Source organism: Chryseomicrobium excrementi, from assembly GCF_002798305.1.
Lineage (GTDB): Bacteria > Bacillota > Bacilli > Bacillales_A > Planococcaceae > Chryseomicrobium > Chryseomicrobium excrementi.
Genome location: NZ_PCGR01000001.1, coordinates 193,019 through 210,338, shown reverse-complemented (window position 1 = coordinate 210,338; position 17,320 = coordinate 193,019). Strand labels below are relative to the sequence as shown.

The 17,320-nt window shown below is 45.5% G+C and carries 18 protein-coding genes; 2 read left to right on the top strand and 16 right to left on the bottom strand.

The window, feature by feature from the left end:
* Window positions 1-70: 70 nt before the first annotated feature.
* The 7 genes from dtd to CQS04_RS01040 form a co-directional block, all read right to left on the bottom strand.
* Window positions 71-508: a D-aminoacyl-tRNA deacylase gene (dtd, locus tag CQS04_RS01070; RefSeq protein ID WP_100352373.1), complete on the bottom strand. Its 438-nt coding sequence runs from the start codon at window positions 506-508 to the stop codon at window positions 71-73.
* A 10-nt stretch (window positions 509-518) separates the two neighbouring features.
* On the bottom strand, window positions 519-2,708 hold the full coding sequence (locus CQS04_RS01065; protein WP_100352372.1) for a RelA/SpoT family protein: 2,190 nt from the start codon (window positions 2,706-2,708) through the stop codon (window positions 519-521).
* 178 nt (window positions 2,709-2,886) lie between these two features.
* On the bottom strand, window positions 2,887-3,399 hold the full coding sequence (locus CQS04_RS01060) for an adenine phosphoribosyltransferase (RefSeq protein ID WP_094944238.1): 513 nt from the start codon (window positions 3,397-3,399) through the stop codon (window positions 2,887-2,889).
* 12 nt (window positions 3,400-3,411) lie between these two features.
* Window positions 3,412-5,718, bottom strand: a complete 2,307-nt coding sequence (gene recJ, locus CQS04_RS01055) for a single-stranded-DNA-specific exonuclease RecJ (RefSeq protein ID WP_100352371.1) — start codon at window positions 5,716-5,718, stop codon at window positions 3,412-3,414.
* A gap of 66 nt (window positions 5,719-5,784) precedes the next feature.
* The gene (locus CQS04_RS01050; RefSeq protein WP_100352370.1) at window positions 5,785-6,129 is read right to left on the bottom strand and encodes a LapA family protein; all 345 of its coding nucleotides are present in this window, start codon (window positions 6,127-6,129) and stop codon (window positions 5,785-5,787) included.
* Between the two features lie 89 nt (window positions 6,130-6,218).
* Window positions 6,219-8,492 carry a protein translocase subunit SecDF gene (gene secDF / locus CQS04_RS01045; RefSeq protein WP_100352369.1) on the bottom strand — a complete coding sequence of 758 codons (2,274 nt, stop codon included), beginning with the start codon at window positions 8,490-8,492 and terminating at the stop codon, window positions 6,219-6,221.
* Window positions 8,493-8,616: 124 nt separating this feature from the next.
* On the bottom strand, window positions 8,617-8,919 hold the full coding sequence (locus CQS04_RS01040; protein ID WP_100352368.1) for a post-transcriptional regulator: 303 nt from the start codon (window positions 8,917-8,919) through the stop codon (window positions 8,617-8,619).
* A gap of 78 nt (window positions 8,920-8,997) precedes the next feature.
* On the opposite strand from CQS04_RS01040, the gene CQS04_RS01035 reads away from it, so the two are divergent.
* A complete protein-coding gene (locus CQS04_RS01035; protein ID WP_100352367.1) occupies window positions 8,998-9,225 on the top strand; it encodes an oligosaccharide flippase family protein in 228 nt (75 codons plus the stop codon).
* Between the two features lie 112 nt (window positions 9,226-9,337).
* On the opposite strand, the gene yajC is transcribed toward CQS04_RS01035, so the two are convergent.
* The 6 genes from yajC to CQS04_RS14035 are packed head-to-tail and all read right to left on the bottom strand — an operon-like array spanning window position 9,338 to window position 13,786.
* The gene (gene yajC / locus CQS04_RS01030; RefSeq protein ID WP_100352366.1) at window positions 9,338-9,595 is read right to left on the bottom strand and encodes a preprotein translocase subunit YajC; all 258 of its coding nucleotides are present in this window, start codon (window positions 9,593-9,595) and stop codon (window positions 9,338-9,340) included.
* Window positions 9,596-9,640: 45 nt separating this feature from the next.
* Entirely contained in the window at window positions 9,641-10,780 is a 1,140-nt protein-coding gene (tgt, locus tag CQS04_RS01025) for a tRNA guanosine(34) transglycosylase Tgt (RefSeq protein WP_100352365.1), read from the bottom strand.
* On the bottom strand, window positions 10,777-11,820 hold the full coding sequence (gene queA / locus CQS04_RS01020) for a tRNA preQ1(34) S-adenosylmethionine ribosyltransferase-isomerase QueA (RefSeq protein WP_100352364.1): 1,044 nt from the start codon (window positions 11,818-11,820) through the stop codon (window positions 10,777-10,779). The genes tgt and queA overlap by 4 nt, the downstream gene beginning before the upstream one ends.
* Before the next feature lie 18 nt (window positions 11,821-11,838).
* Entirely contained in the window at window positions 11,839-12,837 is a 999-nt protein-coding gene (ruvB, locus tag CQS04_RS01015; protein ID WP_100352363.1) for a Holliday junction branch migration DNA helicase RuvB, read from the bottom strand.
* A 12-nt stretch (window positions 12,838-12,849) separates the two neighbouring features.
* Window positions 12,850-13,458: a Holliday junction branch migration protein RuvA gene (gene ruvA, locus CQS04_RS01010; protein WP_100352362.1), complete on the bottom strand. Its 609-nt coding sequence runs from the start codon at window positions 13,456-13,458 to the stop codon at window positions 12,850-12,852.
* Between the two features lie 40 nt (window positions 13,459-13,498).
* Window positions 13,499-13,786, bottom strand: coding sequence for a LysM peptidoglycan-binding domain-containing protein (locus CQS04_RS14035; RefSeq protein WP_425430235.1), 288 nt, complete (start codon window positions 13,784-13,786; stop codon window positions 13,499-13,501).
* Between the two features lie 152 nt (window positions 13,787-13,938).
* Between CQS04_RS14035 and CQS04_RS01000 the strand changes: the two genes are divergently transcribed.
* Window positions 13,939-14,463, top strand: coding sequence for a transcription repressor NadR (locus CQS04_RS01000; protein WP_342745754.1), 525 nt, complete (start codon window positions 13,939-13,941; stop codon window positions 14,461-14,463).
* Between the two features lie 222 nt (window positions 14,464-14,685).
* On the opposite strand, the gene pheA is transcribed toward CQS04_RS01000, so the two are convergent.
* From pheA to obgE, 3 genes are read right to left on the bottom strand one after another with little or no spacing between them, the layout of a single operon-like run.
* A complete protein-coding gene (gene pheA / locus CQS04_RS00995) occupies window positions 14,686-15,546 on the bottom strand; it encodes a prephenate dehydratase (protein WP_100352361.1) in 861 nt (286 codons plus the stop codon).
* Window positions 15,546-16,001: an ACT domain-containing protein gene (locus CQS04_RS00990; protein ID WP_094944219.1), complete on the bottom strand. Its 456-nt coding sequence runs from the start codon at window positions 15,999-16,001 to the stop codon at window positions 15,546-15,548. Before CQS04_RS00990 ends, pheA begins: the two co-directional genes overlap by 1 nt.
* Before the next feature lie 26 nt (window positions 16,002-16,027).
* Complete coding sequence (obgE, locus tag CQS04_RS00985) at window positions 16,028-17,317, bottom strand: GTPase ObgE (protein WP_100352360.1); 1,290 nt, start codon at window positions 17,315-17,317, stop codon at window positions 16,028-16,030.
* Window positions 17,318-17,320 lie beyond the last annotated feature (3 nt).

Genomic DNA, 17,320 nt, shown 5'->3' with positions numbered 1-17,320 from the left:
TCATGAACGAGCCCTCAACCCGAAATCTCACAAAAAAAAAACTCCAGTAGAGCACACAGCTCTCCTGGAGTTATTTTTCTAAAATAATCGTAACTGGACCGTCATTAATCAGTTGTACGTCCATCATAGCACCGAAACGTCCCGTCTCCACAGTCAATCCGTGATACCTTAAACGTTCGTTGAAATACTCCCATAAAGGCTCTGCTTGCTCAGGTCTCGCAGCCTCGACAAACGAAGGACGACGCCCTTTCTTTGCATCAGCGTACAGAGTAAACTGAGAAACGGACAAAATCGAACCGCCAACATCTTGCAGACCGCGATTCATTTTCCCTTCATCGTCTTCGAAAAGACGCATTCCAGCAATCTTATCTGCTAGCCAATCTGCTTGCGCTTCACTATCTTCATGAGTCACTCCGACTAGCAGCACATAGCCATGTGAAATGGCTCCAACTGTCTCTCCAGCCACGGTCACACTAGCTTGTTTTGCTCGCTGTAAAACAACTCGCATAAGTCACCTCTTAGTTGATAATTCGCTGCACGGAGTAAACATTAGGAAGTTGTTTGATTCGGTCCACTACTCTGTGTAAATGCGAGATATTTGTAATTTTAATTGTTAAGTTGATGGTTGCTATATCTTTTTCCGACTTGCCTGTTACTGCTGCAATCGTCGTCTTAGAATCGGTAACAGCCATCAAAACTTCGTTGAGAAGACCTGTTCGATCAAACGCAGCCACTTCAATATCTACTGCGTACTCTTTCTTCGCAGATGTATCTTGTTCCCACTCCACATCAATCAAGCGTTGGTTACTGTCCGCACCTTGCACGTTAGGACAATCCGCACGGTGAACAGACACTCCACGGCCCTTTGTGATGAACCCGACTATTTCATCACCAGGAACGGGACTGCAACAACGAGATAAACGAATCAACAAATTGTCGATTCCTTTGACGACAACACCGGACTCCGTCGATTTCTTCACAGGAGGTGAAGCCATGTTTTTAGAAATTTTCTCAAGTGTTTCTTCGTGATCACGCTCTTTACGCATCTTTTCAGCTAGACGGTTCACCACTTGCTGTGCGGTGATCCCACCAAAGCCTACAGCAGAAAACAAATCTTCTTCACTTGTAAACGCGTACTTTTCACAGACACGTTTCAAGTTTTCAGAAGTTAGCACAACCTTCGGATCGAAATCTTGTGCACGTATCTCTTTATCGATAGCTTCTTTGCCTTTTTCGATATTCTCATCGCGCTGCTGCTTTTTAAAAAATTGCTTGATCTTGTTTTTCGCTTGGGACGACTGGGCAATTTTCAACCAGTCACGGCTTGGTCCAAATGATTGTTTGGAGGTTAAGACTTCAATGATATCTCCCGTCTTCAAACTCGTGTCTAATGGAACCATTTTTCCATTTACTTTCGCTCCGATTGTCTTGTTCCCCACTTCAGAGTGGACCCGGTAAGCAAAATCGATGGGTACAGAACCTGCGGGCAGTTCGATAACGTCTCCTTTTGGCGTAAATACATAGACCATATCAGAAAACAAATCGAACTTTAGTGACTCCATAAATTCTTCTGCATTCGACGATTCATTTTGGAACTCCAAAATTTCTCGGAACCACGACAGTTTTGTATCAACAGATTCACGAGACGTCTCGACTTTACGTCCTTCTTTATAGGCCCAGTGCGCTGCTACCCCGTACTCCGCAATGTTGTGCATTTCCTGAGTGCGAATTTGCACTTCAAGGGGATCTCCGTTCGGTCCGATAACTGTGGTGTGGATAGACTGATACAAGTTTTGCTTCGGCATCGCAATATAATCTTTAAAACGGCCTGGCATAGGCTTCCATAACGTATGGATGATTCCAAGCACCGCATAACAGTCTTTAATGCTATCCACGATTATGCGCATAGCAAGCAAGTCATAGATCTCGTTGAACTGCTTCTGCTGAATGACCATTTTGCGGTAGATGCTGTAAATGTGTTTTGGGCGCCCTGAAATATCCGCTTGAATACCTACTTCATCAAGCTGGCTATTAATGTCTTTCATAACGTGGTTCAGGTAGGCTTCCCGCTCCGTTCGTTTCTTTTTCATGAAATTAACGATTCGGTAGTACTGCTGCGGGTTGAGATAGCGAAGTGACGTATCTTCTAGTTCCCATTTCACTGTAGAAATCCCAAGCCGGTGCGCTAGTGGCGCAAAGATTTCAAGAGTCTCATTAGCAATCCGGCGCTGCTTTTCTTCAGGTAAGTGTTTGAGCGTGCGCATGTTGTGAAGACGGTCTGCCAGTTTGATCAAGATGATACGAATGTCTTGAGCCATAGCAATGAACATTTTGCGGTGGTTCTCTGCCTGTTGTTCTTCTTTAGACATGTATTTGATCTTTCCGAGCTTGGTTACACCTTCAACTAACATCGCGACTTCTTCACTGAATTCATTTACGAGATCTTCGCGCGTGTATTCTGTATCTTCGATGACATCGTGAAGAAATCCAGCCGCTACGGTTTCCGGGTCCATCTGCAGGTCTGCAAGAATACCAGCTACTTGTATTGGATGAATGATATAAGGTTCACCTGAATTTCGGAATTGATTGCGGTGGGCATGTTCTGCCAGCTTATACGCTTTTTCAACAAACCGAACGTTGGTTTCATTCATATATGTTGCTGTGATTGCAAAGACTTCTTCGGCTGTCCTCACTTGTTCTTTTGCCATACCCACTCACCTGTTTCTGTTGATTTCGTTTCGAAAGTTATAATCTCTATTGTAGTAAACTATTAGCTCCATTGTAAAGGGCTGCTGGCCTCTGAATTCGAATAATTGACTAAGTCGTCATGATTCGGATATCAAATAAAAAAACGCAGTCAGAGATGTCCTCTGCTGCGTCGTAAAATTAATAGCTGATTAGCGTGCGAATATCGATACCTTTTAACTTGTCGCGACCATCTAAATACGTCAATTCGATCATGAAAGCAGCACCCACTACTTCTCCGCCCAATTGTTGAATCAAGTTCACCGTCGCTTCTACTGTTCCGCCAGTTGCTAAAAGATCATCTACGATCAATACTTTTTGACCTGGCTTGATAGCATCTTTATGCATCGTCAATGTATCTTTCCCGTACTCTAGACCGTAATCCGCAGTAATCACTTCACGTGGAAGCTTTCCTGGTTTACGAACTGGTGCAAATCCCACTTCTAGAGCATAAGCCACTGGGCATCCGATGATAAATCCACGTGCTTCTGGCCCGACGATGACTTCAGCGCCGACTTCTTTTGCATACTTTACGATTTCATCTACTGCATATTTATAGGCAGGACCATTATCCATGATTGTTGTAATGTCTTTAAATCGAATTCCTTCTTTTGGCCAATCTTCAACGATTGTTACGTACTGTTTTAAATCCACAATTGTTCCTCCTCAGGACCGGTGTTGGCGCTTGGCGTCAAACCACTGCTTCAGTTCACGATAAGGTGCGTACAGGAGGACCTGTTCAAGCTCCATTCGCTTCTGTTGTTGCTGATAGCTTGGGGCTTCGGTCAAGTCGCGCTTCTGACTTTCCGTATTGACCACCAAATGTCCATTGTCTATTCTAACAAAATCTAATTCAAAAAACACCTTTGACATAAAATTAATTGTTTGTTCGCTCCAGCCTTTGTGACGTGCGAGTTGCGCACCTTGCTCTTTCAATGCAAAACGCTCACGACTTTTCAAAAACGAGTAATACCATTTGAACTGATCGCGACTCGGCAACCCGTCAAAGAATGCTTGCGATGGGGTAAAGAAATGTGCAAAAATCCGGCTCCATGATGCTTTCTCCATGATTGCGTCTAATTCACTCTCTTCTTCTGGCATGTCGAGAAGCACGACTGAACTGTGTTGCGGTTCAAAATCATGTGGTTTCGTGATCGCTACAGGCAATTGACTCTGAAAGGTCTGAATCGTTTGGTCATGGAACGCTATAAAATGAGCGTCGCCCTCAGGAACTTGATTGAGCCAGCGATAGAGCTGGCGAATGCCCCGGACGTCAAAGAGCTGCCAGTCACTTGATGCGGCGTCTTCTAAAAGCATCTGAGGCTTTTTTCGCCCGTTCCATTCATTAATCTGCAAGTCCCCTACTAATGACAAAGAGGTCATCGGAGCGAGTTGATCGACTAATTCGCCTTGATGGAAGCCAATGACGTCTAAAGTGTGCCCGTCTTGAGTCACTTCCAGCTTGGCATGATTTTGATTGGCGCCAATTTTACGGAATGTAGTTACCTCAGCAATTTGAATGCTATAGACGGGTTTGGCAAATCCCATTCCATAAGGTCCAAGCTTCGCTGCTTTTTCAATGGCCTGTACTGTGATTTCTGAAAGCTGCACAGGAACATCGACAGTAACGATGGGTGTGAAGTGCTCTTTCGTCAAAATCTCGTCACCTTGCATGGTCATTCGCTCAATGAACTCGTCTAGATTGTCGAGTGGTATGGTCATCCCTGCTGCCATCGGGTGGCCGCCAAAATGAGGTACGAGGTCACGGTTCTTTGCAATCTCTTGATAGAGGTGGAAGCCTTCAATACTTCTTGCAGAGCCTTTTGCAATTCCTTTTTCTAAGTCAACACCAAGCACAATCGTTGGGCGTGTATACTTCTCTACCAAACGGGAAGCCACAATCCCTAAAATACCAGGATTCCAGTCTTCTTGTGCCACGATAATAACACTTGGAAGAGGACCCGCCTCGACTTGAGCAATCGCTTCATCACTGATGGCTTTGACAATCGTTTGTCTCTCTTTATTTTTATCATTTAAAAACTTCGCATAGAGAGACGCTTCTTCTTTACTTGCGCTCCGGAACAAATGCACTCCAGGGTCAGCAGCTCCTAGGCGGCCGACTGCGTTGATACGGGGGCCGAACGCAAATCCAACAGTTTCTTCGTTAATGTCTCCAATTTCGACACTCGAGACGCTCGCAAGTGCTCGAATGGCTTCGGTAGGACGTGTGCGCATCAATTCAAGTCCGCGTTTTACATAGTACCGGTTCTCGCCTCTTAGTGATACGATATCCGCAATCGTTCCGATGGCAACCAAGTACATCAGTTCCTCAGGAACTCGACCCAAAAGGGCATGCGCCAACTTGAATGCCACACCGACTCCTGCTAAATCTGAGAATGGGTAGTTTTCTTCTAAATGCGGATGAATAATATAGTCTGCATCGGGAATCACCTCTCCCGCCTCGTGGTGATCTGTCAAGATGACGTCCATTCCAAGCTCTTTAGCCACTGCGATTTGACTGACTCCAGAGATCCCATTGTCGACTGTAATTATCAATCGAACACCGTCTTCATGTGCAAGTCGGAACAGTCGTTCACTGGGACCATATCCATCTTCAAAACGATTGGGGATGCGGAAAGATACATCTGCACCCATCGAAGTCAAAGTCTCCATCAAAACTGTGACACTTGTGATACCGTCTGCATCATAATCCCCGTATACGAGAATTTTTTCATTTGTCTCAATTGCCTTTTTGATTCGAGCGACAGCCCCTTCCATATCCTGAAAGAGGAACGGATCATGGATTGCAGTTGCGTCTGTATGTAAAAATTCATCTGCTTTTTCTTTTGTATCAAGCCCTCTTGCTAACAGCAGCTTTGCTACTAGCAATTCCACACCGAGCTCGGCAGCGAATGCTTCCGCTTGGTCTTGGGGGATCGAATGCATTTTCCATTTTTTCTTTGATTGAATCATTCTAGTCACTTCCTCACAGACTTCCATTATACAAAAAAACCTGCCCATTTGGACAGGTTCACGATTTTAATGTGTACGATTGACTTCTTCTTCGTATTGCGGCTGCGCTTTCATCTCACGTTCTTTGTAGACGGTCAACTCATTTTGAGCAGCATGTAGTTCCGCATCACGTTTTGATTTTTCTGCTTCTAGTGCCTTAACTTTACGACTCAATGTAAAGCTTCGCACCATGGCTAGCATCCCGCTCACTAAGGCCCCAAGTAATGCAGAACCTAAAATGACTAGGATCAGTGGCCACTGGGCTTCACCAAACAAGTAGTTTACGGGAACAGGGTCTACATTTACTACAGCAAAGATAGCGATGATGATAGCTAAAACAAGACCGATCAAAATTGCCCATTGTGCTTTCATAGATTCATCCTCCTATGTATCGCTTTACCCCAATAAAAAAATCGAGGTATAGAAGACCTATACCCCGATTAGAGAATGATTGAAACGTCTTACACAACAGGCTCGTCAGAACCCCATTGTTTCTTTTCTTGAGCTACATCGATAGCACCTTTTTTCGTCAATTGCTTACGCTTCATGTCATACCACAGCTGCGCTGCGATAAAGACTGATGAATACGTTCCTGCAATCAAACCGATCAATAACGCAATCGAGAAGTTCTGGATTGAAACAGCACCGAAGAAGATCAGAGCTACCACTACAAAGACAACCGTGAGCACTGTGTTCACAGATCGACCAAGTGTTTGTCGAAGTGATTTGTTCACCACTTCAGCAAGTTGTTCTTCTGTCTCAATGCTACCTATACGTGCCATGTTCTCACGGATCCTGTCAAACGTCACGATTGTGTCATTGATAGAGTAACCCACAATCGTCAGAACAGCTGCGATGAATGTGATATCCACTTCAAGTCGCAAAATACTGAACACCGCTACCATGAAGAACGCATCGTGAAGTAGAGAGATGATAGCAGTTAAACCCATGCGCCATTCAAATCGAATGGATGCATAAATGATGATGCCCAACATAGCAATTGCCAGAGCATAAATCGCATTGCGAGCAAGCTCTTTCCCTACGGTTGGAGAGACGGCACTCACACCCGGTTCGATGCCGTAGATGTCCGTCAAGTCCGTTTTCAACTGATTGATCTGCTCTTGAGTGAAATCTTCGTTGTAGCGAATCACCGCAATGTTGCTCTCATCACCTGAGATGACGATATCGTCAGACGGATGACCCGCCGCTTCGATTTCTTGACGGACTTCATCAGTTGTCAGCGTCTGATCCGCTAAGATTTCAACGCGTGTTCCACTAGAGAAGTCAATACCAAGATTTAATTGGAAAATTGCTAGCATCGCAATTCCTGTTGCAAGTAAAACTGCTGAAAGTGAATAAAACAGTTTGCGTTTCCCTACAAAATCAATTCGATCAAATTTCGTTGGAAGGTCGAGTGTATCGACTTCGTTCTCAATTGGGTGAATCGATTTTTTCGAAATACCAAACCATGTCTTTTTGTTATCAAGCCATCCACTGTCGACAAGAAGACCAAGTAGTAAACGAGATCCCCAAACCGCTGTGATAAAGCTTGCTAAAATACTGATGATCAACATCGTTGCAAACCCTTTTACTGAGCTTGTTCCAAAATAGAACAGAACTGCTGCAGCTAGAAGCGTTGTGACGTTGGCATCTAAAATCGCACTAAAGGATTGTTTAGCACCCATTTTGAACGATTGCGCAACCGATTTCCCGACTCGCAGTTCTTCTTTGATTCGCTCATAAGTGATAATGTTCGCATCGACGGCCATCCCGACACCGAGCATGATTGCTGCAATACCAGGGAGCGTTAAAACGCCGTTAATCAGTTCAAATACTAATAAAATCAAATAGACATAAACTGATAAGGTAATCATAGCTACAAATCCTGGTAGACGGTAGTAGAACAGCATGAACACGAAAATCAATGCAATCCCGATAATAGCCGCAAGAACTGTTGAATCCAGTGCTTGTTCCCCAAACTGAGCTCCGACAGAAGTCGAGTAGATCTCAGTAAGTTTTACAGGAAGTGCACCTGCATTCAAGATACCTGCTAAGTTTTTTGTCTCATCGGTCGTAAACACACCGTCGATTTGCACATCACTCGATGCAATTCGGCTCGTTACTTGTGGAGCGGAAACAAATTTAGGATCCGGCTTTGCCATTTCAGCTTGGTAGCTGTCGACACCTTCTTCAAAGTCTAACCAGATGACCAACAAATTTTGACCAATCGGACGAGAAGCTAATTCTTCTGTCACTTGCGCAAACTTGTCTGGATCTTTTAATTTCAATGTTACAATCGGTTGTCCGTTTGCATCGAACGATGGCTGAGCGCCACCTTCTACAAGGTCCGTACCGTCAAGCATCAATTCGTCATTGACGTCGCGAAACTCTAAGTTAGCTTCAGTAGACAGCAATTCACGTGCTGCATTCTGATCTTCAACACCTGGCAATTGGACACGGATCCGATTGTTTTCTTCTTCTTGGATGACCGGTTCACTGACACCGAGAACGTTAATCCGGTTATTCAGTGCTTCTGCCGTATCGGCTACGGTCTCTTGACTGATCTTACCCGTCTCACCATCAAGGGATTCTAACTGATAGAGAACCTCAAATCCCCCTTGAAGGTCCAGTCCTAGTTTAATATCTTTCAGTATGCCATTTGCAGTACTGCCAATGGTACCTGCAAAGATGACGAGGAGTAGCAAGAAAGCTACTATTCTTCCTCTGGATTTCATTTTCATTCTCCCTTCTTTTCCCCTAAGCGAGGGGAATCACAGACACCGGTCTGAAACCGAAAAAAACACAACATGATTATTATGAATCACGTCGTGTAGTGTGTCAAATGCCCATAGACCCGATTCAGCGAGGATTGAGCAATTGTTCTAAATCTTCTTTCTTTAATTCTGAGAACCAGTTTTCACTTTTAAACTGCTGGATTTGCGTCACAGACATGTAGGTGGATGGTGAAATCGCATAGAGATCGGCTACAATTTGATGCAGTGGCAGTTCATCCAATCGTTTCTTCTTCCAGAACTTCACTTTGGCAAATTCCCAGAGATCTTGTTTGGTAATGGTAGTGAAATGGTACAGTTCAAACTCACTGACTTTGCTGTCGAGAACCATCTCGACTTTGTCGTACAAGGCTTGCTCCCCTTTATCCATTCGGTCTCCTCCTGTGCATAATTTATCTGTCCGCTCATACGTTGTGGTAGTAGGTAAAATCGTATCGATTTATGAAGGATGTGTCAATTGTCTTCTCGAAAAGGATCTCTTATCTTGATGGCAGTCTACCTCATCACCAAGATTCTTGGCTTCGTTTTCCGTATGCAGTTTGTACGCATCGCTAGCGAAGAAGCAGTAGGAATCTATATGACCGTTTACCCTGCCTTTATTTTTTTCCTAGCCGCCATTCAACTCGGTCTTCCAGTTGGTATTTTGTTCCCAGGGACAAACTTCATGATACCCTAATCGTTTCAAGAATCTCTGATAGACAAGCGTTTCATAATTCCAAGGGAAGCAAATAAAAACCATACAAAAACCCCATGAGCAAAAGGGTGCTCATAGGGTTCTCTATAGTACCTTATTCTACTACGCGGCCGATTGCCACTTTCTCAAACTGAAGACGTGTACCGTCTGCTACTGTAATAAATACAGTTGTATCGTCAAGCGCGTCAATCGTCCCGTGTAACCCACCAACCGTGATTACGTGGTCTCCACGCTTTAAGCTGTTTTGCATCGTTGCTGTCGCTTTTTGACGTTTCTGTGCTGGTCGGATGATGAAGAACCACATCACACCAAACATCGCGATAATAGGTAATAAGCCTACTAATGTTTCCATCTAGAAATTGCCCCCTTTCTATGTATCTCGATTATTATACTCGAATTAAAAGTTTTTTGCATTTGGTTTGTTGTAGCCGTACTCTTCGAAGAATTCTTCTTTGAAGTCGAGTAATCGGTCTTCACGAATGGCTTGACGCACTTCTTTCATAAGGTTCATCAAGAAATGAAGATTGTGTGTCGACGCTAAACGAAGGCCAAATGTCTCATCCGCTTTGAATAAATGACGCAAATAAGCGCGAGAATAGTTTTTGCACGTATAACAATCACACGTCTCGTCTACAGGTCCAAAGTCACGTGCAAACTTCGCGCCTTTGATCACTAACCGGCCCTTTTTCGTGAACATCGTACCATTACGTGCAATGCGAGTGGGCAGTACACAGTCAAACATATCGACGCCACGGATAGCTCCGTCAATCAAGGAGTCAGGAGAACCCACACCCATCAAATAACGCGGTTTGTTATCTGGCATAAGTGGAGTTGTGAACTCCAAAACGCGGTTCATGACGTCTTTTGGTTCCCCTACAGACAAACCACCAATTGCATATCCTGGGAAGTCGAGTGAGATGATATCTTGAGCCGATTGACGACGAAGGTCTTCGTACTCTCCTCCTTGGATGATTCCAAACAAGCCTTGCTTGTCTGTGTTTGTGTGTGCCGTCATACAACGCTCAGCCCAGCGAGATGTACGCTCAACAGATGCTTTCATGTATTCGTGCGAAGCTGGGTATGGTGGACACTCATCGAATGCCATCATAATATCTGATCCTAACGCGTTTTGGACTTCCATCGATTTTTCCGGGCTCAAGAACAGTTTGTCCCCGTTCAAATGATTGCGGAAATGAACGCCTTCTTCTTCGATTTTACGCATGTCACTCAAGCTGAACACTTGGAAACCGCCTGAATCTGTTAAGATGGCGCGGTCCCAGTTCATGAATTTATGCAAGCCGCCTGCTTCACGGATAATCTCGTGACCAGGGCGTAACCACAAGTGATATGTGTTACTCAAGATGATTCCAGCATCCATTCCTTTGATTTCTTCGGGAGACATCGTTTTTACAGTAGCTTGTGTTCCTACTGGCATGAATGTCGGAGTCTCAAACGAACCGTGCGGTGTGTGGACGATTCCGAGGCGTGCCCCTGTCTGTTTGTCTTTTTTCAATAGTTCATAGCGAATCGCTGTCATTTGAAATCCTTTCCTTTGATCAGCATCGCATCTCCAAAACTGAAGAAACGGTAGCGCTGGTCAATCGCTTCTTGATAAGCGTTTAGTATAAAGTCACGAGACGTCAATGCACTGACGAGCATGACGAGCGTGGATTTTGGTAAGTGGAAGTTCGTGATCATCGCATCGATGACTTTGAACTCAAAGCCTGGATAGATGAAAATTGATGTCCAGTCACTGTCTTCTTTCACTTCTCCGTCAAACTTCTTTGCAACAGATTCGAGCGTGCGAGTTGAAGTAGTTCCAACTGCTACGACACGGCCTCCAGTTGCTTTCGTTTCGTTAATTAGATCTGCTGTCACTTGAGGCATGCGGTAGAACTCAGCGTGCATTTCGTGGCTTTCGATCGTATCCACACTGACTGGTCGGAATGTTCCAAGACCTACGTGTAATGTGACATAGCCAATCTTCACACCTTTTTTCTCCACCGCTTCTAATAATTCCGAAGTGAAATGAAGACCCGCTGTAGGCGCCGCTGCAGAGCCTTGCTCTTTCGCGTATACGGTCTGGTAGCGATCACGGTCTTCTAGTTTCTCATGGATATACGGAGGGAGTGGCATCTCACCAAGCTGATCCAGCACTTCAAAGAAGACGCCGTCATAGTTCATCTTGAACACACGGCCCCCGTGATCTTTGATTGCTGTACACGTCGCTGTCAGCAAGCCATCTCCGAACGAGATGACCGTACCGATTTTCACGCGTTTCGCAGGTTTGACAAGTGTTTCCCACTCATCGTCTGCAAGTTGTGTCAGAAGAAGCACTTCAACAGAAGCGCCCGTTTCTTCTTTGACTCCCATAAGTCGGGCAGGCATCACTTTCGTATCGTTTAAAATCAAGCAGTCTCCTGCACGCAATTCGTCGAGGATATGTTGAAATGTTGTATGATGCAACTCATTATTTGGATAATCTGCAACAAGTAGCTTACTGCTCGTGCGGTCTGCAAGAGGTGTCTGAGCAATCAGTTCCTCTGGCAAATGAAAATCAAAATCTTCTACTTTCATAGTCAACTTCCTTTGCTATCATTCTGGTACGGGTATTCCAAGATGGTCATACGCAAGTGGCGTTAAAATCCGGCCTCTTGGAGTCCGCTGGATGAAGCCGATCTGCAACAAATACGGCTCATACACTTCTTCTAGTGTAGCAGATTCTTCTCCAACACTCGCGGCAAGCGTATCAAGGCCTACAGGACCTCCACGGAAGCGTTCTGCCATGGCACGCACGAGTTTGTGGTCGATGTGATCGAGACCTCGACGGTCCACTTGCAACAATTCTAGAGCTTCAATTGCGAGAGCTTCCGTGATACGCCCATCGCCTCGAACTTGAGCGTAATCACGAACTCGTTTCAACAAGCGATTGGCAATACGAGGTGTCCCTCGTGAACGTCGAGCAATCTCGACAGCTGCACGGTCTTCAATTTCAGCGCCAAACAGACGGCTGCTGCGTCTGACGATTTCTGTAAGTGCCAGCTCGTCGTAATATTCTAGTCTCGATAAGACCCCAAAACGGTCTCTAAGTGGCGCAGAGAGCGATCCTGCACGCGTTGTGGCCCCAACTAATGTAAATGGAGGTAAGTCGAGACGAATCGATTTGGCAGTCGGTCCTTTACCTACGACGATATCGAGGCAAAAATCTTCCATTGCCGGATACAACACTTCTTCAATCGCACGGTTCAAGCGGTGAATCTCATCAATGAACAACACATCTCCAGGTTCTAGTGCACTAACAATCGCAGCTAGATCTCCAGGGCGTTCAATTGCAGGTCCACTCGTCATGCGGATCTGGACACCCATTTCATTTGCGATGACATTGGCAAGGGTGGTCTTTCCGAGTCCTGGTGGTCCATAGAGAAGGACATGGTCTAGGCTTTCTTCACGCAGCTTTGCTGCTTGAATGAAGATACTCAAGTTTTCTTTGATCTGTGCTTGGCCGATGTACGAGCCGAGCGTGTCGGGGCGCAAGGTCTCTTCAAACGGCTCATCAAACTGGGTAGCGTCACTTGTTATCACTCGGTCCGTCACGGTCGTCTCCTCCTAACTGCCAAAAAGTAGTTGCAATGCTTTTTTCATAATGACATCTGTCGTCTCGTTCTCAAACTCTTCTAATTTCGAAGCAATTTTTTTCAGTTCACGTTCAGAATACCCGAGTGCTTGAAGTGCTTGGAGAGCTTCATCGAGCGACTGATTTACTGCGGGCTGTGCATCGTCTTCGAGTTCAAACAAGCCGTCTGTATATTCCACATCGGCTAGGTCATGAAGCTTGCCTTTCAAGTCGAGAATGATCTGGCGAGCCGTCTTCTTCCCAACTCCCGGAAACTTTACTAAGAAAGCATCGTCTTCTCGTTCGATGGCTCCGATGACTTGCTCTGGTTGACCACTGGCAAGAATAGCAAGCGCTCCTTTAGGTCCAATCCCAGTCACTTGGATGAGCTTTCGAAACAGTTCACGTTCTGATAACGTTTTGAACCCAATCAATTGTTGCAAGTCTTCACGAACTTGCAAATAGGTATAAACAAGTTCCTGTTGTCCTACCTGAAAACGAAACGGATTCGGTGTCAAGATTTGAAATCCAAGTCCGTCCCGGTCGATCACGATGTATTCAGGTGTAATGCGGGCAATCTCGCCTTTTATGTAATCGTACATCTAAGTTCCCCATTTCGCCTTCACTCAACAAAGAAGGCCGCTAAACAGTAGCGGCCGTCACGAGCGTTTCATAGTACCCATCATACCATAGTTTGCGGTGATTTTCTATCGCTTTTGCGCTAAATGCCAACAAACGTTCTTGTTTTTTAGGATGTGGTTTTTGAAGAAAAGCGAGCCACTCACGAAACAGTTCATTCGGGTACCTGAGTCCCGCGGGCTGCTCTTCCAAAACTCTGAGAAAATCGGGGTGCTCAACGATGAGGAGCTGCAGATTGGCCGCTTTCAACTCTTCAAAATCAACGCCATACATTTTGGCGATTTTCCACAACGTATCGCCTTTTTAGATTGTGTGAACTTGCACCACATGCCTCGCTTTTCATTTCTCTACATCCAATGCAACGGTTTTGAAATTGTGACATGAAAAATCGCAAATGGCATGGTACACTAGGAGCAACTTAGAAGATGCGAGGGATGAGCACGATGCGAAAAAAAGGAGAAGAACGGCGCCAATGGATTCTTGAAACATTGCAGCAACAACAACTAGCAGTTAAAGGAGCAGATCTTGCTGAACAAGCACAGGTCAGTCGTCAAGTCATCGTCAACGACATCAATTTGTTGAAAGTGGCAGGTCACCCTATTATTGCGACGAGCCAAGGCTACATCTTGTTTAGCGAAACATCTGAAAACGTAGTGCGTGAGCGTGTAGTGTGCCATCACCTACCAGAGAACACTATGGATGAATTGAACACCATCATCGATTGTGGGGTTTCTGTAGAAGATGTGACCGTTGAGCATCCCGTCTACGGAGAAATCTCAGCACGCGTGATGGTCTCGAATCGCAATGAGATCAACGACTTTATGGAAAAGTTGCAACAGAGCAATGCGACGCTGCTCCTTCAAATGACAGATGGAACCCACCTCCACTGGTTGACTTCAGATTCGCAAGATAAAATTGATGCGGCGAAAGAAGCGCTTCGTCGAAAAGGGTATTTGATTGAAAATTGAACATAAAGTCCAGCCTTTGTTGGCTGGATTTTTTCTGTCTATTTAATTGTTTCCATAATATTTTTATGTTTGACTAGAAAGGGTTTTGTGACTTTAGGTGCTTAATTTGTGCCCTTTGGAGTTCACTTTGTGACTTCCGGAAATTTTTTGTGCCCTTTCCATCGCGCTTTGTGCCGTTCCCTCCAAAACAACAAAAAAACCCTTCCGAAGAAGGGTTTCGACTCAATCACTCTCTGTCTCGTACGTCGTGTACGAACCTAGACTTTTCACCGTGCAGCCAAGAAATGTCAGTTCCTCTTCTGCCCCGCGCATCATGACATGGTCCTCTTGTTCGAGAATGTCCACGATAAAGAAATAATGGCCAAGACCTGTTTTTAATGGACGGGATTCGATTTTACTCAAGTTCAATCGGCGCCACGCAAATACAGACAATACTTGATGCAAAAGACCTGGACGGTCATCTTGAGGCAACTTCAACATCCATGTCGTCTTAATCTGTGGCTGATGCCCTTTGAACGTCAACTGATTCTTTTCAGATCCGAGCACAAGAAAACGTGTGTGATTGAAGTGGAAATCGTGAATATCACGTTCCACAATCACAAGCCCGTACTCATGAGCAGCCGTCTCGTTCGCAATCGCTGCAATCGCCATCTCAGGATTCTCTGCACACAGCTTTGCCGCTGCAGCAGTAGATGAGTACTGTTCAGTGGGAACTTGGGGTAATCGGTATGATAAATATTTGTGACACTGTGCCAGTGCATGTGGATGCGAATAAATCCTCTCCACTTGGTCCCAGCGCGCAACATGATCCGGGTGGACCATAAGATGTTGGGCAATAGGAGCGAGCACTTCCGCTTGTATGTAGACATCTGCTTCGTGGAACAAATAATCAATCGTAAGTGGCACGGTTCCTTCAAGAGCATTTTCGACAGGGACTACCGCCACATCGACTTTCACTTGCGAAACTGCTTCAATGCACTCCGGAATCGTCCTCATTGGCACTAAAGATTCAGAAGGAAACAGAGATTTCGCAGCTAAATGAGTGAACGACGCTTCCGGTCCGAGATACGCAATCTTCGTCATTAGAATGCCCCCGAACTGATGACATCCGCAGTCTCCACGAAGTCAAGACGCTTCATTTCTGTTAAAAACTCGTTGATGTCTTTGCTCATCGCTGTGACATCTAAGGATAAAGTGACACTTGCGCGCCCTTGGATCGGGATCGTCTGGTGAATCGTCAGCACATTGCACTGACTTTCTGCAACGAGCTGCAACAACCGGGCAAGTGTTCCCTCACGGTCCTCCAACTGCAAGAACACTGTTAAGATGCGCTCTTGCACGATGGAGTGGAACGGAAAGACGGCGTCCCGGTATTTATAGAAGGCACTGCGAGAAAGATCGACTTCCTTCACAGCGTCCCAAATTGAATTCACCTTGCCATTTTGGAGAAGCGCTTTTGCTTCAAGCGTCTTCTGCATTGCTTCTGTCAGTACGTCTTCACGCACCAAATAAAAATGCTGGTTGGTTACATCCTTCACGTTCGCTCCGCCTTTCCTACTGACTACTATTCAATAAATTCGAATTCAAATTCTAGAAGACGAACGGTGTCGCCGTCTTTCGCACCGCGCTCACGAAGTGCATCATCAATTCCCATTCCACGTAACTGACGTGCAAAGCGACGAATCGATTCCTCACGAGAGAAGTCCGTCATCTTGAAGACGCGCTCTACCGTACCGCCAGACAACACGAATGCACCGTCATCATCACGAGTAATCACGAAATCGTCTTTAGACGCCTCGTGTTTATAAAGAACGGATTTATCCGATGCTTCTTCCACTACTTCATGAAGTGGATATTCTGGTGCCGTTTCAAGAGCTGTCGCGATTGCATACAGCAGAGGCTGTAGGCCTTGGCGAGACACAGCTGAAATCGGGAAGATTTCAACATCCGCTCCGACTTTTTCTTTAAATGCCTGCAGATTTTCTTCTGCATCTGGCATATCCATCTTGTTCGCGACAATAATTTGTTTGCGTTCTGTCAAGCGAAGATTGTAGTTCTTCAACTCTTCGTTGATCGTGACGTAATCTTCATACGGGTCGCGCCCTTCCATTCCCGACATATCAATCACATGCACAATAACACGCGTACGCTCGATATGCTTTAAGAACTGGTGACCAAGTCCGACACCTTCAGATGCACCTTCAATCAGACCTGGTAGATCGGCCATAACAAAGCTTCGGTTGTCTTCCATATCGACCATTCCAAGGTTTGGTACGATGGTTGTGAAGTGGTAGGCACCGATTTTTGGCTTCGCTGCTGAGACAACCGATAATAATGTGGATTTTCCTACACTCGGGAACCCGACTAGACCCACATCTGCTAATACTTTCAGTTCTAAAATAACGTTTAACTCTTGGCCAGGCTCGCCTTTTTCAGACAGCTCTGGTGCAGGGTTTTGTGGTGTGGCGAAACGGATGTTTCCGCGGCCTCCACGTCCACCTTTAGCGATTGTCTTTTGTTGACCGTGCTCAACTAGATCTGCAAGGATGTCTCCTGTCTCTTCGTTGATAACGACGGTACCCGGTGGCACTTTAACAACCATGTCTTGTGCTCCGCGACCGTGCATGCCTTTAGTCGCACCGTGTTCTCCACGGTCCGCTTTAAAGTGACGCTTGAAACGGAAATCCATTAACGTACGAAGACCTTCGTCTACTTCAAATACGACGTTCCCGCCGCGACCGCCGTCTCCACCAGCTGGTCCTCCATTTGGTACATACTTTTCACGACGGAAGGCAACCATGCCATCTCCGCCGTCACCGCCTTTTAAGTAAATCTTCACGTGATCGACAAACATGTT